The organism is Yersinia sp. 22-579 (assembly GCF_030433455.1).
GTDB lineage: Bacteria > Pseudomonadota > Gammaproteobacteria > Enterobacterales > Enterobacteriaceae > Yersinia > Yersinia enterocolitica.
In genome coordinates this window covers 22,044-46,664 of sequence record NZ_JAUJTZ010000011.1, presented here as the reverse complement: position 1 = coordinate 46,664, position 24,621 = coordinate 22,044, and the positions used below count along the sequence as shown (strand labels likewise).

Below are 24,621 nucleotides of genomic sequence, written 5' to 3'. Positions count from 1 at the left end.
TTTAAGGATAAATTTTATATTTCTCGCGTAACTTCAGATAATTATCAAGATCGGGCTGCCAGTTAGACTCCAGATAATTCACGGTCTCATCGACAGTTAATTTCTTCTTATCTGCTTCTTCCATTAATTTAACTAGATTGCGCGTACCTGTTAATTTAGCCAACCAAGTAGGCCGTATTAGAAAATACTCTTCCTGATGTTCCAGATAATTGGCCTCCCTCTGTGGGGAAAGAACCATAGAATAACCCGCATCTTTAAATTTAAACCACCATTCAACAAAATAACGTATCGTCGGCTTAATATCGGCTATATTGACGGCAGTAAATTTTTCGCCACACACTTCTTTGCCCGCTTGCGGCCAACCTGTTTTCTGCTGATTAATATCTACGTGATAGCAGGTGTTAATATAAAACTTCCTGGATGGGAAACCCAACTGCTCAAAGGGATAGTCTGAACCTCGGCCCATATTAACACTGGTTGCTTCAAATAATCCCAAAGAAGGGTAAAGCTGAATAGCCAAATCACTGCGTAAATTTGGCGAAGGTCTTACTGGCAATGAATAAGGCGAATTATGTGTGTAATTGCCCATGGCGATAACAGTCAAATCTTCTGGGGGAAACTGGTAAGCTTTGATACCAAATGCCTGCCAATTTGAATCATTGAGATGTGTTAACCAACCTTCATTTATTATCATACGAGCAAACTCCCCAGACGTCAGCCCGTGCACCATAGGGACAGGATGCATACCAATACCAGAAATGTTCTCCTCTTCAAGAATTGGCCCATAAACATGGTTTCCAAGTGGGTTCGGCCGATCAAATACCATAAATTGTTTATGATACTTTTGCAGACTTTCTAACATATGATGCATGGAAATAGTGTAGGTAAAATAACGAACACCAACATCCTGTAAATCATAAATAACGATATCAACATCAGATAACTGTGCTTCGGTGGGATGTGCCCTCATTCGCCCATATTTATCTCTTCCATATAAAGAAATAATAGGAAGACCGCTCTGTTTATCGATGTGATTATCATCCCCTAATCCGGCATCTGCATTCCCACGGATACCGTGCTCAACAGAGAATAATTTTGTCACTGTAAAATGGAATTTATTCTGCTCGGATAACAATTTGTCGATGGTATGACGTCCTTCCTTGTTAATCGAGCTTTGGTTGACCATTAAGCCAATACGCTTATTTTTAAGTAATGGCCCATAAATATTTTCCTGATCAACGCCTAAAATAATTTCTTGGGTAGCGCTGGCATGGCCAGTAGCTATAATAAATAGTCCATACAGACATAATAATATTCGCAGGAAATACCCCATCCCTAGTCTCTCACTATTAATAAATTGATGTTCTGATATCTCTTATTAAGTATCAGAAATTATGTCTCAACTCCACAGCCCAAAACCAAAAATTATTGCTGGTTTTGTGGCTGTTAGTCCAGGTTTGCTCTGGGCGGTAATAGGTATCAGCAAAAATTGAAGTCTGCTTCGTTAACGGATAGAGCACCTGCAAACCATAGCGGCTACGATTTTTTTCTTTATGTACAATTTCATTATTATTCTAGTCACGAAAACTCTGCGAACCTTTAACCAGAGCCAGACGCGTATAAGGCATAAACAGAAGACCATTATCAAATTTATGGCGGTAAATTCCCCATAAGAAATGCTCTTTGTTATAAAGCGTATTGACCAATTGCTCATCAATGTACAAATAGTTTAACCAGAGTGAATTTTTCTGATTAAAGGTGATATTAGCACCCGCGAAATGCTCATTTATTTGGCTCCAATCTCGTTTGTATACGCCATAACTCCCTTTAGCACGAGCATAATCCAACTTACGATCAATCAGGCGAAATGAGAAACTGGCGTTAAAACTTAGATTTTCAGAATATTGATAATACGCCTGTGGACGGATCCAGATTTCATGCCGCTCTTCACCTTTACGGACATCCCCCTTGTACTCAGGGTCAGCCAATGCTGGATTACTAATCGAAGGATAATGCCAGTTATCATTACGATAACCCAAGCGTAATTTCGTATTACCACTCTTACCATCATAGGTGAAAGGAAAAGTTCTGGTGACCCCAGCCTGCCAACGTGTACGATCATACTCTGGATTATTATCCAGATATGTCTTTAAAAACTGAACGTCATATAGCCACAGTGAGTCATGCTGATAAATATAAGCACCAACATAAGGTGAGGTTGCCATACTACCTTTAATAAACTTCCAGCTTTCATCACTGTCTATCTCTTGTTCTGCACCTATATAAGTTTCGAAGTTCCAGGCTTTTTGCCTTAACTTATCCTGTACTTCTTTTTTTTCTTTTTCTATTTGCTGAATTCTCTTATTTAATTTGTAAATCTCTTGGTCATAGTCAGTTTCAAATTCATCTGCTAATACGGGCGTACACATTGTTAGTGTGCTGAAAACCACAATTCCTTTTAAGATATTCATTTTCACCTTCCATAATTTTATAACGTCGTTAATCCATAACCACGTGGATAGAGTATCTGGCTATTATCAGGAGTTCTAATATCCACCGGTAATTTCCCATGTGACTCTGCCAATACATCTAATTTCCCTTTTGGCCCCTGAAATAGTGTTCTTAGCCCACTGCGGATATTAGTTTCTAAAGTGTTTCGTACATTATTAGTCACATCGAACCCGGTAATACCATAAATAGCAATATTCGCCTTTACGCCGGATAGATAAGCAATATCATAAGGGTTACGACTTGATATAACGACTAAAGGGATATTAGCCTTATTGGCTTCATCGATGATCCGCTGCACATTAACTGGTTCAAGTTTAAGATTATAGGTAGCAAGAATAATAAGATCCTGGCCTTTAATCTGTTTGGCGATATCTTCAGGATTTGCATCGCTTTTATCCAGTTTTATTACTTTATTTTTAACGGCAAAGTCAACGTTAAATTTATTAGCAATATCATTAAGATGCTTAGTAATGAGTTCATTGCGTGGTTTCTCATCAGAGAATACAATTATCTTATTTTGTGGCTTAACTTGATAAGGTAAAATATTATCATTTTTGATTAACGTGATAGCCTGTTCAGAAATGAAATTTTCAATATCTTTATGATTTTTTGATGCGACAACTTTTTCCGCGATAGCAACATCATGCGGTTCAGGAGAGATACGTTTATTCAGTTTGGTGTAAATGACTCGCTGTGCTGAATCCTCAATACGTTGTTTAAGCACAGGATCTTTTGTGGCTTCAGTTTTTAAATAATCATAAAGTGCATCGAGTTGTTCAATACTGGCGCGGTTCTTAATTTCCATTGGCATTAAGACAATATCATTGCCTGCCATAATGGCCTGCTTGATAGACCAATTACGCTCAAAGTTACTGGTAATCGCGCCCATATCCATAGCATCTGTCAGGATCAAGCCATCAAACTTGAGCTGATTACGTAAGATATCAGTCAGGATGGGCTTTGATAATGTGGCTGGAGTGCCCACTTTTTCGCCCTTAGTATTTGTTAACATTGAATTATCCAGAGCTGGCACAACCACATGGGCAGTCATAATTGCATCAGTTACTGGCATGACTTCAACAAAGGGTTTCAGTTCGACTTGCTGCCATGCAGCTTTGTCAATATTGACTGTCGGCAAGGCAAAATGTGTATCCGAGGTGACATTTCCATGACCGGGAAAATGTTTGAGTGAAGTGAGTACATTGTATTTGTGAATGCCACTAATATAACTACGGGCTAACTCCGCCACCAACACCGGATCATTGGAATAAGAACGCACGCCAATGACAGGGTTATTCTGGTTATTATTGACATCAACGACAGGGCCAAAATTAAAGTTAAAACCCAAGCTAGATAATTCATAACCGTGGATACTTCCGGCCTGTTGAGCAAACTTGGATGATCCGGTTGCCCCTAATGCCATATTTCCTGGCATTTCAGTACCCACTCGTAGACGAGTGACATACCCTCCTTCCTGATCAGTGCTAATAAACAGAGGGAGATTGCTGCGCGCATTTTGAAGATTATTAATTAACGTAACTGTTTGTGGAGTATCAATCAGGTTTTCACGGAAAAGAATAATAGAACCTAAATGATAATCGCGAATCATCTTACTGACAGCCTCATTAATCTCAATGAATGCTGTTTGGTCTCTGTTATCCGTATGACTCCAGGATCGAATATCAACCATTAATATTTGCCCCAATTTTTCTTCAAAACTCATTTTTGAGATGACTTTTTCAGCAGATATCTTTGGTGACAACCACATATCTTTAAGTTGTGCATCTGGAATAACATCCGCATAAGTACAGGTGCTAAATAAGAGAATCGCAGGTATTAATTTTTTCATTAACTCCTCCATTAGTTATGTTAGTCGGGCGATTTTACTTTTTAGCTCACACAATAAAGTGATAATTATCACAGTTGATTGATTCGCCTTTTTACTCGAATAAGGAATAATAACACTTATTTTTTGTGACTTCATATCCGCAAACCCACTATACAAGGTGGCAAAGCTAGGAATAACTTATTACCATCAGGAATACTTATTATTAAATTAATCTAAATATAATCATCTAATAACCACTAGAGTTTGTAGGTAATTTCTGATGAAAATAAAACACTGAAAGTAGCATAGGGCAATGAGATAATTAAAATATATTACCTTCATTGCCTTAAAGTTTATGAATCGATATGCCAGCACATCAGTCATCCAGATTGTTTATTGTCATACTGGCATTCAGGATCAAGGGCTTAGCTATTTCTTTCCGTTGCTGCATCAATGCCAGGAATATCAGATCGGTTAGGGTATTTTGGGCCGTTCGGGAAGAAATTGAAGAACTTCGCCACTCATTTTCATCCGAAATACTTTCAAGGACATAATCTGCGATCTTAGCCAACGGCGAGACTTTACTGCCAGTAATCGCGATGACAGTTGCCCCTTGCGCTTTAGCGACTGTTGCTGCAATTCTCATGTCTTTTCTTCTGCCAGTGAAGGAAAGAACAATTTGTACATCTTTGGGTGTGAGGGTGAGTGCTGCCGCAATCTGCACATGGAGGTCCGCTTCAACCAGGGTCATTATGCCAATTTTTTGTAATTTATAGCTCAGGTCTTTTGCAGTAAGTCCTGATCCCCAAATACCCACTATTTGTACGCGCTGGGCAGTATTAATGAGCGAGATCACTTGCTGGAAAACAGAAAAATTAATTTTCCTCGTTGTTTCCATAATTGACGCCGTCTTCTCATGCGCAAGCTTTTGCGCCATCACCATCAATGAGTCTTCGGATGAAATAGAATTGTGTAGCGCTTTATGTGGATAGGATTTAAATAAGTTATTTCTGCTTAATTCTTCACTGATGGCAATTTTTAGTGCTGGAAAGCCTTTCATACCAATCTTCTGACTAAATTTTACAATCGCCGATTGGCTGACGCCTGCATCCTCTGCAAACTGAGAGGAAGATATACTGAGAATAGACTCAGGATTATCAAGAATGCATTTCGCTATTTTTTTCTGGTTTTCAGCCAGTTCAGGTAGTAACCAGGTTATTTCATTCAAAATCGACATCAAAGGTTTCCCGTTAAAGACAATAGATTATTCCAGCCAAATACCTTTTATGACTAAGGTGTAACTGCATAAATGTAATGAAGATAATTTATTTATTTGTTCTATTTTATCTGTATTTATTCCTCATAACCCCAATGATTAGAATAGATTTTACCGTGATATATATCACGTTTAATAAATAATTAATTACTTAACATCGCCGATAATTTAAATAAAAGGAAGTCCCCATGATGATTAATCTAAGCTCAATGGTTACGGAAAGCCGGAACCCCGCCAGTTCTCAAATTGATACTCTTTCAGCACTGGAGATACTCAAGGTTATCAATCATGAAGATAAAAAAGTGCCCTTTGTGATTGAGGAAAAACTGCCCGAGATTGCCCAAGCCGTTTCGCTTATCGCCGAGGCTTTCGCACACGGCGGTAGATTAATTTACTGTGGGGCCGGTACTTCCGGGCGACTGGGGATTCTGGATGCTAGTGAGTGCCCACCAACATATGGAACGCCACGAGAAATGGTTGTCGGCCTTATCGCTGGCGGCAACACAGCTATTTTGCAAGCGGTTGAGAATGCAGAAGATAGCCGAGAAATGGGTGAGCAAGACCTGCGTGACCTACATTTCAATGTACGAGATGTGCTGGTCGGAATTGCAGCCAGTGGCCGCACACCTTATGTGCTGGGGGCGATGGCCTATGCCCGTAGTGTTGGGGCTAGTGTAGTGGCGATTTCTTGTAATCAGAATAGCGAAATGAGTAAAGCGGCAGATATCGCTATTGAGGCGCTGGTCGGCCCTGAGGTTGTCACGGGGTCATCACGGATGAAAGCAGGGACTGCCCAGAAGTTAATTCTGAATATGCTGACAACCGGCGCAATGATTCGCAGTGGAAAAGTGTACAGCAATCTGATGGTAGATGTTGAAGCGACAAACGCCAAGCTGGTGCAACGTCAGGTAGATATTGTTGTTCAAGCGACGGAGTGCTCCCCCAAGGAGGCACAAGCTGCACTTGATGAATGTAACCGTCACTGCAAAACAGCCATTATGATGATTCTGAGTGGTATGTCTGTAGAGGAAGCTACCGATATCCTTATAAAAAATAAAGGATTCATCCGTAAAGCGCTCAAGGAGATTAAAGTATAAACATGGCGAAAATAACCAGTACTACGATAGACCAGATCTTACTCTTGATTGGCGGGAGTAAGAATATCATCGTCTGTGGAAACTGCATGACGAGGCTGCGCCTGACCTTAAAAGATCGTCAACTAATACAACATGAAAGCTTAAAAAAGATACCCGGAGTGATGGGGATCGTTAACGGCGATGATCAGTTACAAATCATTCTCGGGCCGGGCAAAGCTCAAACTGCCAGTGAGATGATGAATAAGGTGCTGAGTTCTGAACCGCAGCCGCAACATGAAAGCACTCAGGATGCAGATTTGCATGCACTGGCCAGCCAGACAAAACAGCAAATGAAAGCGAAACAGCAAAGTGCTATTCACAATTTTCTGACCAAATTCGCCACTATATTTACCCCACTGATTCCCGGATTCATTGCCGCAGGATTACTGTTGGGGATCGCAACATTGCTCCAGCAAACACTGGCATTGGATGGAGTGATTCAATCCCCGTGGTTAGCGGCACTGATTGCTTACATGAAAGTATTCAGCATCGGTTTATTCACCTTCCTCAGCATTTTAATTGGTTTTAATACACAGAAAGCCTTTGGCGGGACGGGAGTCAACGGCGCAATTATCGCTTCGTTGTTTATTTTACGCTATGTGCCGGAAGGCACTGTTGGCTACTACGGTGGGATGGAAAGCTTCTTTGGGCTGGCGATTGACCCACGCGGTAACATCATCGGTGTTCTGTTGGCCTGTATGTTAGGTGCCTGGATTGAGCGACAAGTACGTCGTTTTATTCCCGATAATTTGGATATGATCCTGACATCGGCGATCACGTTATTGATTACAGGTGCAATCACTTTCGTTGCCATCATGCCAGTCGGTGGCGAGCTATTTAAAGGCATGTCATGGCTGTTTATGCATTTAAATGGTAACCCGTTCGGCACCGCGATTCTGGCTGGCTTATTCCTGATTGCCGTAGTGTTCGGTATTCACCAAGGTTTTGTTCCGGTCTATTTTGCCTTAATGGACGCGCAAGGTTTCAACTCATTATTCCCTATTCTGGCTATGGCAGGAGCGGGCCAAGTGGGTGCAGCACTGGCACTATATGCCCGTTCGCCAAAAGGTTCTGTCCTGCGTACACAGATTAAAGGGGCCATTTTCCCTGGGTTATTAGGGATTGGTGAGCCACTTATTTATGGTGTGACATTACCGCGCCTGAAACCTTTTATTACGGCCTGTTTAGGTGGTGCTGTCGGCGGCTTCTTTATCGGTCTGGTTGCCTGGTTGGGGCTGCCGGTTGGCTTGAATACGGTGTTTGGCCCATCGGGATTGGTGTCTATTCCACTAATGACATCAGCCCAGGGGATTTTCGCCGGAATGATGGTTTACGTGGTTGGCCTTCTCATCTCATATGCTGCGGGTTTTATTCTGACGTGGTTTTTCGGCCATAAAGATATTGATTTAAGCTAATTGGATAATTAATTTGGCCCTGCTGCACCGCAGGGCCGCTAACCGAGATTAAAGCGAACCTTTATATAGGTTATATCCCAACTGTTGCGCCACTGATGCCACCATTTTTTGACCGCGTACACTATTGCCTACCGGGTCAAGGGGCGGTGAAAATGCCGCAATCCCCATAACACCCGGCACTACCGCCAGGATCCCACCACCGACACCACTCTTACCCGGTAAACCCACGGTATATGCCCAATCTCCAGAGCTGCCATACATCCCTTCCATGGTCATTTCAGCCAAAATAAATGGCGTATTGCTGGCCGTCAGCACCTGCTTTTTAGTCACAGGGTTAACTCCCGCCGCCGCAAAGGTTGCCCCCATCGTGGCCAGTTCAATAGTATTGAGCAATGTTGAACACTGACGAGTGTAGACGTCACAAGCTTCCATCGGGTCGCAATACATGGCCTGAGCCGAATAAAGCAGCCATGCAATGGCGCGATTGTGAAAATTGGTGGTTTGTTCTGAATGGTTAACTTCATCCGAAAGTGCAATCGGCGCACCAACCAGTTGCTGTTGCATGTCCAGAATTCGTGCCCAGCGATCCTCTCTATTACTGGCCTTAATCGTACTTACTGTCGACATTGCTCCCGCATTTACCAATGGCGACAAGGGCTTACCATTGTGCAGCTCCAACGCAATGACCGAGTTAAAAGGTAAACCGGTAGGATCTGCGCCTATCTTGTCTTGCACAGCTTGCGGGCCAATATCTTCTAGCGCTAAGGCAAGAGAGCACACTTTCGAAATAGATTCCAAGGCAAAACGAAAATCGGCATCACCTTGCGAAATAATATCGCCATCAATCGTGACAATGGCCAACCCAACAAGCTGACTGGGAACACTGGCCAGATAAGGAATGTAGCTGGCATTCTCCCCTCCAGCGAGGGTGGAATATTGTGAATAACTATCCTTAACAACGTGATTCAAGCGAGCTAGGTCAATAGTCATAACACTGACTCCAACACTAAATATTATTGAGCAGGGCGCCGAAGCCGCCCTGTATGAAGAGAAAAGACGTTAGCTTTTTGGTGCTTTTACAGCCGCCGCAGTGACGTCATTGGTATGTGTCGCCGAAGTGCTCGGAATACCTGGATGACTATTTTCTGCTTGCCAGGTAAATGGGGCGAAATCGCTATTTTCATCACGCCAGTGAGGTTTGCGAACGATATAAATCAAGAATGGCAAAATGACAAAGAACAGTGTGGAAGCGATCAGAATACCGACATATTCTGTTGGGCTACCTACCGTAATTTGACTGGGTGGAATAAAGCTGAATACGAAAGCCAGAATTGAGCCAATAAACCCCGCGCCACCAATAATCCACATGCCGATTGCTCCTCCGGGAATATGATATGGGCGTGGACGATTCGGTTGACTGTAACGCAGATAAATTGCAGAGCTGAACATCAGCATATACATGATGAGATATAAGATAACGGTCATTTGACTCATTATTTGATATGCCGCCTGCACCGAAGGTAATACCACAAACAATATTGCCAACAAGGAAACCAGCAGAGCCTGTAGCAGCAGAATATGAGTCGCCATGCCATTCTTATTGGTATGTTGCCACCAGCGTGGCAAATAACCCGCTTTCGCCACTACCAACAAACCTGAAGATGGGCCAGCAACCCAGGTCACCACCCCCGCCAGCACGCCAATAGCCAAAGCAAAAGCCACCACTGGCCCCAGCCATTCCAAATGCGCCCACTTGAACATATCATCGTAAGCCACCAGCAGGCTTTGCGTCAGGCTAATTTCAGATTGTGGAATAATAAAGGCAATTGCTAAAGTTCCTAATACGAAAATAAGTACCGTCCCCACCGCGGACAACATAATAGCAATGGGATAGTTTCTATTCGGGTTATCCACATCTTTAACATGGATGGCATTCATCTCCATACCGGCATAGAACAAGAAAATACTGGCGGCCAGCACCACATTATCAAAGTTGGTAAAGTCGGGAACCACCTGATCCCAGGATAATTCTATTTGTGGAGCCCCACCGCCAATTAAGTAAGAGAAACCCAGCACAATCAAAATCACCGCAGGAATAATCGTACCGATAATACCGCCCCATTTTGAAACTTTGGCGAATGTATCGACGCCTTTAAAGGCAATAAAGGTGGCGAGCCAATAAATAAATAGCACTATTCCCAAGACAAAGAATTTATTGGCAGACAGGGCCTCGTCCCATCGTTGTTCTGGGCCGATAAAGGCCAGTGATACCGCGGCAAATGTCAGTGCGGTGGGGAACCAGACGGTCACCTCAACCCACAGCATAAACATGGCAAGAAAAGCTAAACGCGGGCCAAATGCTTCGCCAACCCAGCGAAATACCCCACCTTTTTCAGGCCAGCCGGTGGCTAATTCCGCCGCCACCAGTGAGACCGGAATTAAGAAAAATACCGCAGCAAACAGATAATAGAAAATTGAACTCAGGCCATATTCGGCTTCAGCAGGTAATCCCCTCAGGCTAACCACAGCCACGATATTCATGATCGCCAGTGTAGCGATACTCAGTTTTTTAACTGGAACAGCGGATTTACCTGTCCCGGAGCTATTATTCGACATAATTTATCCACCTTATTTGCAGGCATGAGGCCATCTTGGATGGTTAATAATCAGAATAAAGACCACCATCTGGTTTATGTATGGCTAAAACTATTCTGACTTGCCTCGCCTCCAAGGGATGGATGTTCACTCAGGTATTTCAGTGAGGATTTAAAATCATCCAACAGCAGCCCGGCGAAATCCATCTCGAACCCACGGCGGCACATGATGCGCATAACTACCACATCTGACATTTTGCCACTAAGGGTAAATGCCGGAACCTGCCAGCCACGCAATCTTAAACGCTCGGAGAGGTCGTAGAGGGTATACCCCGCCTTGGCTCCTTTTTTGATGCGGAAACAAATCGCTGGAATGCCCTCGTATGGGCCGCCGCTGCAATAGAATTCATAAGGCCCAAGCGGGGCTATTTCTTTGGCGAGGAATTCAGCTACCTGATAGCAGGCGCTTTGTACTTTGGTATAACCTTCACGCCCTAGGCGTATAAATTCATAATATTGGGAAATAACTTGCCCCGCCGGACGCGAGAAGTTGATAGCAAATGTGCCGACCTGCCCGCCAAGATAATCGACATTAAATATCAGCTCTTCAGGTAAAGCGGCAGCATCACGCCAAATAACCCAACCACATCCCAAAGGAGCAAGTCCGAATTTATGCCCAGAAGTGCTGATTGATTTAACCCGTGGCAAGCGGAAGTCCCACTCAATATCCGGCGCAACAAAGGGAGCTAAAAAGCCGCCACTCGCCGCATCAATATGCATATCAATATCGAGGCCAGTATCTTTTTGCAGTTTATCCAGCGCGTCATGCAAGGGTTTGGGTAATTCATAATTGCCGGTGTAAGTCACACCAAAAGTCGGCACTACACCAATGGTATTTTCGTCACAGGCCTCTATCATCCGCTGCGGGTCCATAAATAATTGCCCTGGAATCATAGGAATTTCTCGAATTTCCACATCCCAATAACGAGCAAATTTATGCCAACAAACTTGTACTGGCCCACAGACAAAATTAGGTTTATTGGTGGGTTTACCTGCCGCTGCCATTTTTTTACGCCAGCGCCACTTCATCGCCATACCACCCAGCATACAAGCTTCTGACGAACCAATGGTATTCGTCCCTACCCCTTGTGCACCCTTTGGTGTAGGGGCATTCCACAAATCAGCCATCATATTCACACAGCGCATATCTATTGCCGCTGATTGCGGATATTCCTCTTTATCAATCCAGTTTTTATTTATCGAAAGATCCATCAGTTTGTGGACATTATCGTCATCCCACGTCTGACAGAATGTCGCGAGGTTTTGTCGCGCATTACCATCAAGAAATAGCTCATCACTGATGATTTGAAAAGCAATATCCTCGCGCATCTCCTCTTTAGGGAACACTTTATTTTCTGAAATATTACGAATCGCTTTAGAGCCAAAGCGAGAGTCTAATAAATCTGAGCGATAATTATCCAGAGATTTTCTAGTCATTTCCTACCCCTATCCTAATTGATATAAACATTCAATTAAAAATCAGTGAAATCAAATAACTATAGAAATTAAAATTATTATTTAGCACAGAAAATATATCAACAGAGCACTATTATGATTTCACATGCTAATAAACGTTAGCACTGAAAAAAAAATGTGCCACTGCAAATACGAATATGTTTGTTTTAGGGATGGATGATTATTGTATTACTTGCATGCTAGTTTCTATTTATTAAGAAATTTTATGCAGAGACTTTCAAAAATATATTTCTTCTTTTTTACCACTCAGATTCTGTGAATAAGACTATTTCTATAGTGAATTATTTAACGTTTAATCACTTTTTCCCGATGACAATCACTGGCATCCAGAACCTGACCTTGCTGGGAAGATACCGCCAATTTACTGATAGGTTGCCCACTCAGATTATCAACTAAAATAGAATGTTTCTCGCCCGCTGAAAATAGATGCTCTTCACCCCATTGGCGTAAGCTGACAATAATCGGAAATAATTGATGCCCCTTCTCAGTCAGCACATATTCATGGTAAGCGCTGCCATCAGAGGCAGGAGCCACCCTCAAAATTCCGTGTTCCACTAAGTCGCGCAGACGCGCCGCCAAGATATTCTTCGCCAATCCAAGATTGTTACGAAACTCGCCAAAGCGGCGGATCCCATCAAAAGCATCACGAATAATCATCAACGACCAACGATCCCCCAGGATCTCAAGTGTTCTGGCAACGGGACACTCTTCTGCTTCGGTCTGGTCTTCACTCATTTTAGACATTCTTTGACTCCGGTCTGGCATGGAAAACTAGTTGCATATTAAAACCACCTCTGTTAAAAATCAATTAAGTGGTTTCAATTAGAAACCAGATTATGTATCAGGCATTTTATGTCAACTGTAAAAGAATCGGCAAAAAACCGTATCCAGCCATTACCTAAAACGGCTTTTACGCCGCACCTCAGCTCAATCATGGTGCTGCTCTTTGCGATGGTATCAGCCATGGCTGTTGCCAATGTTTATTTTGCTCAGCCCCTACTGGACATTATGGCGGGGGAGCTGGACATTAGCCCATCGACGATTGGTCTGGTGGTCACTCTGACGCAAGCAGGTTATGCCCTGGGACTGATATTCATAGTACCGCTGGGTGATCTTTGGGATCGCCGAAAATTAATTATTGGGCAGCTATTGCTGTCTGCTGCGGCATTGATCTCGGCAAGCTTTGCCCCCACTTTTTCACTGCTACTGATAGCAATGCTGGTTATCGGGTTAATGGCCGTTGTGGTGCAAGTGGTGGTCGCCTTTGCCGCAACCCTGGCCCCCGAGCAACAAAGAGGAAAAGTGGTGGGTAAAGTCACCAGCGGAATTGTTTTGGGGATCCTGTTGGCGCGCTTTATCTCTGGTGCAATGGCCGATTTTGCCGGTTGGCGTTCGGTCTATTTTTGTTCCGCTGCCATGATGTTATTGATGGCGATAGCGCTCTATTTCGTGATGCCGCCCGCAACTAAATCAGCTCCGTCATCCTATCGACAGTTGCTGCTTTCGCTGTGTGTGTTGTTTGTCAATGAGCGTGAATTCCGCATACGAGCCACCCTCGCATTGTTGATATTTATGGCTTTTAGTGTGCTATGGACCGCAATGGTGTTACCACTGAGCAGCCCAGACTATGCTTTGTCTCATAGCCAGGTGGGATTATTTGGGCTGGCAGGTGTTGCGGGGGCATTAGCCGCAAGCCACGCTGGGCAACGTGCCGACCGGGGGCTGGGAGCGAAAACAACACAGATTGCCTTGGCGCTGCTGCTGTTTTCCTGGCTTCCTATCGCATTTTTGCCCCACTCACTGTGGTGGTTAGTTATCGGCGTAGTGATATTGGATTTTGCCGTACAAGCAGTGCATGTCACCAATCAGAGCATCATATTTGCACTACGACCTGACGCCCAAAGCCGTTTGGTCGCAGGTTATATGCTGTTCTACTCGATTGGCAGTGCCATCGGAGCTATCGCCACAACTTGGGTATTTGCCCATGCTGGATGGTCAGGTGTTTGTATGCTTGGTGCGATAATAAGTGCCGTTGCAATCCTGTTTTTACATCTGACGTACAGGAAAGATTCCACATGTGTAATCAATTGAATATCATAAATTTTATTTATGTATCTATTGTTCGACCTATACTCATGTTAGTTATCTATAACTGAGTTCAGACCATACAGGAGTAGTCGTTATGCTGAATATAGATCGGAAATACCTTCTGAGTATTGATGAAGGAACCTTAAAGAAACAACGTCTTATCATGCGAGTCATTGCCATATTACTGCTGCTCGGTGGGATTTTTTGTCTGATTAACCCATTAGCTTCCGGAGCTGCCCTGAGTATGATTATCGGTATTCTGCTGTTGCTCAGCGGGATCGCAATGATAGTTGGGATGATAGCCAACCGCACTAATAACCTTTGGCCGATGGTCACCGGTATATTACTGGGTGTGGCATATATCGTAATGGGCTATGTATTCATTACCAACCCTGCGGTGGGAATGATAAGTCTGGCGATAGTGCTGGCGGTGCTGTTTGCCTTCGGTGGGGTCATGCGGCTGATAACCGGCTACAGAACATGGGGATTACCAGGCGCATGGCTGCATATTTTACTGGGGATATTGGATCTGGTTATTACCTATTTACTGGTCAGTGCCGGGCCGTTGATGTCAATCACCATGGTCACCACCTTGGTGGGGATTGAGATGCTATTCAGCTCATTTAGCTGTTTTATGGTCGCGGGTTTATATAAACGCCAATCTTAATTCTTCTCCCTGAGCGGTATCGTGGGCTGCGATACCGCTGTCCTGGAAATATTTTCATGTTCTCGAACAATTATTGATACTCGCCGTGGAAACTGCCACAGTGATATCCGTCTACTCAAATTAATTAACCCCAACAAATATAGGCAGGTTGTGTGAAACTCACTGATTTTTTAATTGCTCTATTGATCACTGCCATCTGGGGCGTAAATTTTTCTATTATAAAACTTGGTCTAATTACCACAGATCCGCTTATTTTAGCGGGTATTCGCTTCACTCTTTGCGCGTTGCCAGCAGTCTTTTTTATTAAGAAACCAGATACTTCATGGCGTTATATAATAGGTTACGGACTCTTATTTGGCATCGGTCTCTGGGGCATTGTCAATCTGGGTATCAAAGCCGGCATATCTGCTGGAATCGCCTCTTTAGTGCTGCAATTTGGTGCTTTTTTTACTATGGTTCTTGGCGCATTCTTATTTAACGAGAATCTATCGAAATATCAATATATAGGTATTGTCGTCGCCCTATTAGGGCTAACCAGCATCATATTTATCAGTGACGGTTCCGTGACATTTATTGGCCTGGCTTTGGTATTATGCGGCGCGGTAGTTTGGGGGTTAGTCAGCATTATTATTAAAAAATCCGATACTAAGCAGGTATTTTCATTTTTGGTGTGGTCGAGTTTATTCTCCCCTATTCCACTATTCATACTGAGTTATCTCTTTAATGGGCCAAGTGGATTTACTGAATTAGCCATACATTTTAATACAACCACACTATTTTCTATTTTGTTTCAGGTTTATCCGAATACATTATTCGCCTATTGGGTGTGGAATTCATTGCTCACCAAATACCCCGTTTCAGTCGTCGCACCGTTATCCCTGTTAGTGCCGATTTTCGGCATGCTAGGCTCAGTGATGATTTTTAATGAAAGTATTCCCTCCGGGAAAATCATCGCGATGGTATTCATTATTAGTGGGCTAATTATCGGTCTATACGGCAAACGGCTGATCGGCCGACTAAAGAGAAAATCTTCAGTGGCCCTCATTGAATAAAACGCAGTCATATTCATGACGGCTATCACAATCAGCACATTGTGATTTCCCAAGTTGCATCGCACCGTCTAAATTTGAATAAAAAATCTCATCCGACCACTTGCCGAAAGCAGTTGTAACGGAGAGGAATAACAATAATGGAGACTGCAATGTTAGCTTACCCTCACCTGCTCGCCCCCTTAGACCTTGGTTTCACCACCCTGAAAAATCGCGTATTAATGGGCTCGATGCATACCGGGCTGGAAGAGTTGCCTGATGGCCCACAACGCTTGGCGGCATTCTATGCTGAGCGAGCTGCGGGAGGCGTCGGCCTGATTGTCACTGGGGGTATTGCGCCCAATAAAAAAGGCGTCGTGTATCAAGGTGCATCGGTGCTAAATGACGCCACACAAGTGCCACACCATCAAATTGTGACTGATGCGGTGCATCTTGCAGGCGGTAAAATCGCGCTACAAATTTTGCATACGGGCCGTTATAGCTATCAAAAACAGCCAGTCGCCCCCTCAGCATTACAAGCTCCGATTAACCCGTTTGCCCCTCAGGAATTGAGTCACGACGAAGTGCTGCAAACTATTGCCGACTTCGCCCACTGCGCGCAGTTAGCCAGACAAGCGGGTTATGACGGCGTCGAGGTGATGGGGTCTGAAGGGTATTTGATTAATCAGTTTCTGACTGCGCGAACTAATCAGCGCAATGATGAATGGGGCGGTGACTTTACGCGTCGCATGCGTTTTGCCGTTGAAATCGTACGGGCCGTTCGAGCGGCAACTGGCCCTGATTTTATCTTGATTTACCGCCTTTCGATGCTCGATTTAGTGGAGGATGGCTCCAGTTGGGATGAAATAGAACTGTTGGCGCGAGCAGTCGAGCAAGCCGGTGCTACCTTAATTAACACCGGTATCGGCTGGCATGAAGCCAGAATTCCCACTATCGCCACCATGGTGCCACGCGCGGGATTCAGTTGGGTGACCCGCAAATTGATGGGAAAAGTGAACATCCCGCTGATCACCACCAACCGGATTAATGACCCCTCAGTAGCAGAGCAAGTTCTGACCGACGGCTGTGCAGATATGGTATCAATGGCACGCCCCTTCCTCGCCGATGCCGCTTTTGTGCAAAAAGCAGCTCAGGACAGGGCTGATGAAATTAATACCTGTATCGGGTGCAATCAGGCCTGTCTGGATCAGATTTTTGACGGCAAGCTGACTTCGTGTTTGGTCAACCCTCGCGCCTGCCGTGAAACCGAAATGCCCGTATTACCGACAGAAGCGCCAAAACGGCTTGCCGTCGTCGGTTCTGGCCCCGCCGGGTTAGCTTTTGCCGTCACCGCCGCCAGCCGTGGCCATCAAGTCACACTTTTTGATGCAGCAACCGATATTGGCGGCCAGTTTAATATTGCCAAACAGATCCCCGGCAAAGAGGAGTTCTACGAAACTCTGCGTTATTTCCGCCGTCAATTAGTGCTTCATGGTGTTATTCAACAGTTGAATACTCCAGTTCAGCCGGAGCAACTGGCTGATTTTGATGAAGTGATCCTTGCCTGCGGTATTCGGCCACGTTTACCTGCAATCAAAGGCATTGAGCATCCCAAAGTACTCACTTATCTGGATGTCCTGCGTGATAAAAAGCCAGTGGGCAAGCGAGTGGCTATTATTGGTGCGGGTGGAATTGGGTTTGATACAGCCGAATATCTCAGCCAATCGGGTGATTCCAGCAGCCTGGATAGCCGCGCATTCAGCCAAGAATGGGGCATTGATCAAGATTTGGCCCAGCGCGGCGGTTTATCTCCCGTCGGGGGAAAAGTCCATCCATCACCACGGCAAATTTTTCTGTTACAGCGAAAAACCAGTAAAGTGGGTGAAGGATTAGGGAAAACAACCGGTTGGATACACCGCACCAGCCTGGCTATGCGCGGAGTGAGAATGCTCAACAGTGTCAGCTACGAAAGTATTGATGATGAGGGCTTACATATCATTCGAGCAGAACAAGCCAGTTGCCTGCCTGTCGATACCATTATTATTTGTGCCGGTCAGGAGCCACGTCGGGAGTTGCATCAACCCTTGCTGGAAATGGGAAAAACGGTGCATTTAATTGGTGGTGCTGATATCGCCGCCGAACTGGATGCCCGTCGGGCAATAGATCAAGGAACACGGCTGGCGCTGACTATATAGGGATCACAGCAGCGGAGTGTGGCAAATACCATACCCCGCAGCAGATATACCCACAGTCATTGGAATCGCCGCTAACACCCCTGTGGCTTCCAGAACAAAGGTTTATCCAACGTCATTGGAGTCACAGGTCGGCAGCAAGTAAACAAATCCCGATGAGCTGACTCAAGTCAGTGATTCGGGTGAGTGCGCGCCGCTAACACCCCTGTGGCTTCAAGGACAAAGGATAATTAGAAATCGCTGTACGACATGTCCAGACTACCACTACCACCGCCCTCAGAGCGCGATGAGGCCGTCTTCACTGCCTTGAGCACCATAAACTTCTGATTGGAATCCAGCGTCTCGCAGTTACCAAATAACCGTTTTAGTTTGTGGAAATAATCCAGATGACGGTTACCGACAATCATCAGTTCGCCGCCCACTTTCAGACAGCGTTTGGCATCACAGAACATCTGCCAGGCCACATGGTCACTGACGGCGTGTTGTTGATGGAATGGCGGATTACATAACACCAACTGTAAGCTCTCACGCTCAACACCAGCCAAACCATGACTCACCATAAATTCACAACGCGGCAAATCTTGCGGACGGTTATAGGTCACATTCAGCTCACTGGATGCCACCGCCATGTATGACTCATCGACGAATAACATTTCTGCCAGCGGGTTTTGCTCCAACGCGATTAAACCCACTACCCCATTACCGCAACCCAGATCGGCTATTTTACCCTCAACATCATAGGGCAGAATTTCCATAAAGAAGCGCGCACCGATATCCAAATTATTGCGAGAGAAAACGTTCGCATGGTTATGAATGACATATTCGGTATTTGCCAGCGGCCAATCGATCGTTTCCGGCGCATCCTCAGCCAGTGGAATATCGGCCACTTCGCAGTGAATCAGGCGTGCTTTTTTCCATGCAAGCGTGGTTTTAGTCGGCCCGAGAATTTTTTCGAACAATTGCAGGGTTGAATTATGCACATCACGAGATTTCGCCCCGGCAATAATCACCGTGTCTGGCGCAACGACACGTCGCAAAGCACGCAATTGATGCTCCAACAGCGCCAAAGCTTTAGGGATCTTAATCACCACCAGCTTAGGGGCCTCAGGCAAAGCATCCATACTGCTCAGCAATGAGACAGCATCTTCATCCAGATGGTTTAAACGTAAATTATGTGCCGTTGCCAGTTGGCTCATATAAGAGTCGCTGACACTAAACGGGCGATAAGCATGTAAAGCACAGGTCAGCGTACCGAACTGATCGTTAAACACCAGCACCGGGCGGCCATCAATTTGGTTTAAGTCAATGTTTTGTAGCAGATATTCATCTGCTGCTTCCCATGCCTGTAAGGTATTGGAATTTTCTTGTGGGGGGAAACGCTCAAGCTCAAAGCTTTGTGTCCCCAGTAAGACTTGGCTCATCACCGCTCCTGGCTTCTATTAGAAATAACAAATTTGGGCTGTTTATCCCCTAAAACGGACGCTCAGTAAAATGTTTTTTTACTTAAATGCCGTTTTAGGCGCCGACATGTCACTTTAAGCTGCACCTCAGAAGGCAGATTTTACACTTTTGCGCTGAAAACATCCCGCTAAACCATAACTATCAATTATCAAAGGAAATAAATATCTCTTATTAAAATATGAGAGTAATAAGAAACAAGTAAATTAAGAATTATTAACAAGTATATCTCACACATCAAAATAAAAAATTATAAAGACTAATTCACATTGTAATATAATCCACAGCCACGAGGTTTACTGTCTTATTTATCATATATTTAAATTAGAAATTAAAAACAATTCTCCATAACAATAAGTCATGGGGTTGCCAGCCATTTATAAGGATTAGTGATACTAAACCATGGAAAATATAAATAACTCAAGAGAACATATGTTAATAACTTCGCTACCTAAACAAAATGAACTCATGCTAAAAAAAAGCCCTATCGCTAAATTTGTTGCATCCGTATTATTTATATTAGGTGGTATATCTACAAACGTAAATGCAGACATAGCTCCCACTCATGAGGGAGTAGTGAACGATAAATATGTAAAATTAATATCGAGTCAAAAAGCGGAGAATGCTGTCCTCAATGCGGAAGGGCCATTGACGCTCACTGAAAACGCCGAAGCTTTCAATACTCTAGTTGATAGCGATTATATGGTGCCAATATTTTCATTAAATGACGAAAGCCAAGCTAATACCACTATAATTAGCAAGGGCACTATGTGGGTAACAGACAATGCCACAGCTTCAAAGACTTTTGTCGGCTTAACTGAAGAGGAAAATAACCAGCAACCAGTAAGTCCAGAAACGACTATAAAAATGGCGATATTCAAAACCGGAAAAGCCAAAGATACCACTGTTGGAATGCATGGCCGCTTTTACATCGCTGATAGTGGAACTGCAGAAAAAACGTATATAAGAAAAGGAGGAGAATTAATCATTGGCTCTTTTTACGGAGGTACTCCAATACTATCAGATACCACCATTGAAGGTACCTTCGAATTACGCAATGATGTAACACTAAATGGCAGCACCACATTTTTGCCAGGCTCAGTATTAAAAGGTAATAACTATGATATTACGAATGATGGAGATATGATTTTCAAAGGTGTAGGTGGCAAAATAGAAGTGTATTCATATATGGATGGCAGTGGTTCATTAACCATAGACAGCCCTGGAAAAACACTCACATTACAAGGTGACCAATATATATACCAAGGCCAAACGAATATACAAGCAGGTACATTAAAAATATTAGAAACAGATTTTTCTTCCAGCCCAATTATAGGTAAGGCCGATGCTGAACTCGTATTATCTAATAGTACAGTTAATACAAAAGCGAACGGTGTTCGTATGACTATCGATGGGCAAAGCAAATGGTATATAGCTGGAGATTCAAGTGTTGCTGCACTTAATATTTCAGAAAATAGCCAGATCCATCTAAATCATGACCAGGCAGGCAATAAATTAACCATTAACGGAGATTATCATAGCGACGGCGGCACCCTAATTTTCTATAGCAAACTAGAGGGAGATGACTCCGAAACTGACCGTATGCTGATCGAAGGTAATACATCGGGTGATACCAAGGTCATAATTAATAATTTAGGCGGTGAAGGCGCACAAACTGATTTAGGTATTCTATTAATCGAGGTTAAAGGTCAATCTGATGGCAACTTTAAACAAGATGGTCGTAATGTCGCCGGTGCATATGAATATTTTCTCAGACGTGGTAGTGAGGATAATCGTAACAAAAACTGGTATATGATCAGTGATGCTGCAATTGTTGATAAGAAACCTATGACAGGGAAAAAGATAGAGGAGGCTATACCAAATGTAGGTAATGAGGAAGATAAAGCCAATAAACCAAACGTTAATCCACCCACTACTGGAAAATACCCTGACAGGATAGTATATGAGTTACTGACTGCTACTCTCTCAGAGATCCTGGAGCAAAAAGAAAAAGAGAAGAGTGCATCAGCTAATGCATCTCAAAAAACAGCTCCAACAACTGAAATAGAAAACGAACCAAAGAATATTTCAGTGGATAAATCTCCTGAAGTTACAAAAGATATCCCACCAAAGGATATTAATGCTATGGCAGCGCCAACCAAACCCGAGGTTGAGATTCAGCGTAGCAAAAATGCGCCCCAAAAGACCTATAAGCCCGTTTATCGCCCTGAAAACGGCAGTTATATTGCCAATCTCTCAATGGCAAGAAATCTATTCACTACTGACCTGGATAATCGCTCCGGGAACTATAAATATAAAGATGCAGCGACCGGAGAATGGCGCACCTCCAGTATGTGGATACAGACTCAGGGCGGAATAAAACAGTTTGGAAAAACCGTTGACCAACTGAATATCAAAGGAAAATACTACTCGATTCAGCTTGGTGGCGATGTAGCCAAGTGGGATATTGGCACGCAAGGCAGCGGGCGAATCGGTATGTTGGCCGGAATGGGTAAAGCAACTAATCACAGCAAATCTAACATTACAGGTTATTACTCTAATGGTTCCGTTAATGGCTATAACTTTGGCGTATATGCAACCTGGCTAACCGATCAACAAAATAAGACTGGGCTCTACATTGATACCTTGGCGCAATATAGCTGGTTTAATAATGCCGTTAACGGTCAAGAGCTGGCAGAGGAAAAATATAAATCTTCTGGTTTCACCAGCTCAATAGAAAGCGGTTATACCTTTAATATTGGTAGTACTGAGCAATTGAGTTACTTCATCCAGCCTAATGCAAAAATTACCTGGGTAGGCTTAAATGCTCAAACTCATACTGCGACCAATAAAGACATCATCAATTATACGAATAGAGGCCAATTGATAACGCGTATTGGTGCCAAAACATACCTGCAAACCACCAATAACTCAGAACAACAATTCATGCCATTTATTGCTGTTAACTGGCTTCACCAAAATCACAATACCGGCACACAACTTTCAGGGCAAGGTGTTGAGAATGGCAGCAAAAACAGTGCTGAATTCAAAATTGGCGTAGAAAGTAAAATTGACCAGCGATTGCATGCTTGGGCAAATATCAATCATCAGATTGGAAATTATAATACCAACGATACTAATGCCTTGGTTGGCATAAAATACGCGTTCTGATAGCAACAAAAGATACCTGTAAATTTATTGCAGGTATCTTTCCTTCAGCAAAGATTCACCGGTTTTGTCTAACCCATCGGAAAACGCTATTATCACCCTCAAGATACACAAAACCATTGGCAGCCAGAGCACATATATATGCAGGAACTCACCTATCTGCAAGGTTATCCAGAACACTTACAATCCCAGGTACAGCAACTTATCAGTGAACAACGGTTGGGAAGTGTATTACGGCAACGCTATCCGCAACCTCATGATTACAATACAGATAAAATGCTGTATCAATATACGGTTGATTTAAAGAATCAATATCTGCGTAATGCTCAACCACTCAGTAAAGTAGCCTATGACAGTAAAATCCAAGTGATGAAACATGCGCTAGGGCTGCACACCGCTATCTCCCGAGTGCAAGGTGGTAAATTAAAAGCCAAGGCAGAAATCCGAGTCGCTACGGTATTTAAAAATGCCCCTGAAGCCTTTTTGAAAATGATTGTGGTGCATGAATTAGCACATTTGAAAGAGAAAGATCACAACAAAGCATTCTATAGTTTGTGCTGTCATATGGAACCGCAATATCATCAATTAGAGTTTGATACGCGCCTTTATCTGACACACTTGGATCTGTTTGGCACTATTTACTAGCCTTTAATAAACCAATCCGTTGCTTACGGGGCGGTTCAATGTGTTTTTCTTCTGTAGGAATGGAGTTCACTATGATTCGCTTCGCTGTTATTGGTACCAATTGGATCACCGCGCGCTTTGTTGATGCCGCCCACGAAAGTGGCAAAATGAAACTGGCCGCTGTTTATTCGCGTAAATTGGAGCAAGCTAAAGAGTTTGGTGATAATTATAACGTTACTGAATACTTTGATGATCTTGAAGCCATGGCGGCAAGCGATCAGATAGATGCGGTGTATATCGCCAGCCCAAACGCCTTGCATTACTCCCAAGCCAAATTGTTCCTCAGCCATAAAAAACACGTTATTTGTGAAAAGTCATTAGCCTCTAATTTTGCAGAAGTTGAAGATTTGGTTGCCTGTGCTCGCGAGCATGAAGTGGTATTATTCGAAGCATTTAAAACAGCCTATCTGCCTAATTTTACTCAGCTAAAGCAGTCTCTGCCGCGTGTGGGGAAATTGCGTAAAGCTTTCATCAATTACTGCCAATATTCTTCACGCTACCAGCGCTATCTGAATGGCGAAAATCCTAATACCTTTAATCCAGCATTTTCAAATGGCTCTATCATGGATATCGGTTACTACTGCCTGGCAAGTGCTTTAGCATTATGGGGAGAGCCTAAATCCGTACTGGCAAGCGCGAGTTTATTACCGAGTGGTGTTGATGCGCATGGGACGGTTTGTCTAAATTATGGTGATTTTGATGTGGTGATTATCCATTCAAAAGTGAGCCAATCCGATATTCCCAGTGAGATTCAGGGCGAAGATGGTTCATTGGTTATCGAAAGCATCTCTGAATGCCTGTCTGTGGCCTTTACCCCCCGAGGCAGCCATTCACAAGATCTGACGCAGCCCCAGCATATTAATACTATGCTGTATGAAGCTGAGGTTTTTGCCAATCTGGTTGAAGCCAATCAGGTGGAACACGATGGCTTGCAACTGTCATTACTGACGTCACGTATCCAGACAGATATTCGCCGCCAAACAGGGGTTATTTTCCCAGCGGATTCTCAGCCACCGGCAGTATATCCACAGTAATGGGTG

Annotated in this window: 17 protein-coding genes and 1 pseudogene; 9 read left to right on the top strand and 9 right to left on the bottom strand. The window is 43.7% G+C overall.

The features are described 5' to 3' along the window. Position 1: 1 nt before the first annotated feature. The 4 genes and pseudogenes from QSV56_RS14280 to QSV56_RS14265 form a co-directional block, all read right to left on the bottom strand. Positions 2-1,333, bottom strand: coding sequence for an exo-beta-N-acetylmuramidase NamZ domain-containing protein (locus QSV56_RS14280; RefSeq protein ID WP_050162302.1), 1,332 nt, complete (start codon positions 1,331-1,333; stop codon positions 2-4). A 52-nt stretch (positions 1,334-1,385) separates the two neighbouring features. Then, positions 1,386-2,471: pseudogene (locus QSV56_RS14275) on the bottom strand (hypothetical protein). Between the two features lie 17 nt (positions 2,472-2,488). Continuing rightward, positions 2,489-4,360 carry a glycoside hydrolase family 3 protein gene (locus QSV56_RS14270; RefSeq protein ID WP_050157900.1) on the bottom strand — a complete coding sequence of 624 codons (1,872 nt, stop codon included), beginning with the start codon at positions 4,358-4,360 and terminating at the stop codon, positions 2,489-2,491. A gap of 355 nt (positions 4,361-4,715) precedes the next feature. Next, positions 4,716-5,576 (bottom strand): SIS domain-containing protein, encoded by an 861-nt coding sequence (locus QSV56_RS14265; RefSeq protein WP_046694506.1) that lies wholly within the window; start codon positions 5,574-5,576, stop codon positions 4,716-4,718. A gap of 227 nt (positions 5,577-5,803) precedes the next feature. Between QSV56_RS14265 and murQ the strand changes: the two genes are divergently transcribed. Both murQ and murP read left to right on the top strand, forming a co-directional pair. Beyond that, entirely contained in the window at positions 5,804-6,712 is a 909-nt protein-coding gene (gene murQ, locus QSV56_RS14260; protein WP_046694505.1) for an N-acetylmuramic acid 6-phosphate etherase, read from the top strand. Positions 6,713-6,714: 2 nt separating this feature from the next. Continuing rightward, a complete protein-coding gene (gene murP / locus QSV56_RS14255) occupies positions 6,715-8,166 on the top strand; it encodes a PTS N-acetylmuramic acid transporter subunit IIBC (RefSeq protein ID WP_046050205.1) in 1,452 nt (483 codons plus the stop codon). A gap of 48 nt (positions 8,167-8,214) precedes the next feature. Here murP and glsA read toward each other — a convergent pair whose 3' ends face one another. The 4 genes from glsA to QSV56_RS14235 form a co-directional block, all read right to left on the bottom strand. Continuing rightward, positions 8,215-9,156, bottom strand: coding sequence for a glutaminase A (glsA, locus tag QSV56_RS14250; RefSeq protein WP_301212865.1), 942 nt, complete (start codon positions 9,154-9,156; stop codon positions 8,215-8,217). Between the two features lie 69 nt (positions 9,157-9,225). Beyond that, positions 9,226-10,782: a putative glutamine/gamma-aminobutyrate antiporter GadC gene (gene gadC / locus QSV56_RS14245; RefSeq protein ID WP_301212862.1), complete on the bottom strand. Its 1,557-nt coding sequence runs from the start codon at positions 10,780-10,782 to the stop codon at positions 9,226-9,228. A 74-nt stretch (positions 10,783-10,856) separates the two neighbouring features. Next, positions 10,857-12,257 carry a glutamate decarboxylase gene (locus tag QSV56_RS14240; RefSeq protein WP_046694503.1) on the bottom strand — a complete coding sequence of 467 codons (1,401 nt, stop codon included), beginning with the start codon at positions 12,255-12,257 and terminating at the stop codon, positions 10,857-10,859. A gap of 324 nt (positions 12,258-12,581) precedes the next feature. Continuing rightward, entirely contained in the window at positions 12,582-13,040 is a 459-nt protein-coding gene (locus QSV56_RS14235) for a helix-turn-helix domain-containing protein (RefSeq protein WP_046694502.1), read from the bottom strand. Between the two features lie 108 nt (positions 13,041-13,148). Between QSV56_RS14235 and QSV56_RS14230 the strand changes: the two genes are divergently transcribed. From QSV56_RS14230 to QSV56_RS14215, 4 genes are all read left to right on the top strand, one after another. Further along, positions 13,149-14,387, top strand: a complete 1,239-nt coding sequence (locus QSV56_RS14230) for an MFS transporter (protein ID WP_050875505.1) — start codon at positions 13,149-13,151, stop codon at positions 14,385-14,387. Between the two features lie 91 nt (positions 14,388-14,478). Continuing rightward, entirely contained in the window at positions 14,479-15,051 is a 573-nt protein-coding gene (locus QSV56_RS14225) for an HdeD family acid-resistance protein (protein ID WP_005174166.1), read from the top strand. Between the two features lie 152 nt (positions 15,052-15,203). Beyond that, entirely contained in the window at positions 15,204-16,103 is a 900-nt protein-coding gene (locus QSV56_RS14220; protein WP_219650094.1) for an EamA family transporter, read from the top strand. A gap of 149 nt (positions 16,104-16,252) precedes the next feature. After that, the gene (locus tag QSV56_RS14215) at positions 16,253-18,274 is read left to right on the top strand and encodes an FAD-dependent oxidoreductase (RefSeq protein ID WP_046694500.1); all 2,022 of its coding nucleotides are present in this window, start codon (positions 16,253-16,255) and stop codon (positions 18,272-18,274) included. Between the two features lie 227 nt (positions 18,275-18,501). On the opposite strand, the gene rlmG is transcribed toward QSV56_RS14215, so the two are convergent. After that, a complete protein-coding gene (gene rlmG, locus QSV56_RS14210; protein ID WP_046694499.1) occupies positions 18,502-19,692 on the bottom strand; it encodes a 23S rRNA (guanine(1835)-N(2))-methyltransferase RlmG in 1,191 nt (396 codons plus the stop codon). A 439-nt stretch (positions 19,693-20,131) separates the two neighbouring features. Here rlmG and QSV56_RS14205 point away from each other — a divergent pair, with 439 nt between their 5' ends. From QSV56_RS14205 to QSV56_RS14195, 3 genes are all read left to right on the top strand, one after another. Further along, a complete protein-coding gene (locus QSV56_RS14205; RefSeq protein ID WP_046050196.1) occupies positions 20,132-22,900 on the top strand; it encodes an autotransporter outer membrane beta-barrel domain-containing protein in 2,769 nt (922 codons plus the stop codon). A gap of 138 nt (positions 22,901-23,038) precedes the next feature. Next, positions 23,039-23,542, top strand: a complete 504-nt coding sequence (locus QSV56_RS14200) for a M48 family metallopeptidase (RefSeq protein WP_019080011.1) — start codon at positions 23,039-23,041, stop codon at positions 23,540-23,542. A 71-nt stretch (positions 23,543-23,613) separates the two neighbouring features. Next, positions 23,614-24,615, top strand: a complete 1,002-nt coding sequence (locus QSV56_RS14195) for a Gfo/Idh/MocA family protein (RefSeq protein ID WP_046050195.1) — start codon at positions 23,614-23,616, stop codon at positions 24,613-24,615. Positions 24,616-24,621 lie beyond the last annotated feature (6 nt).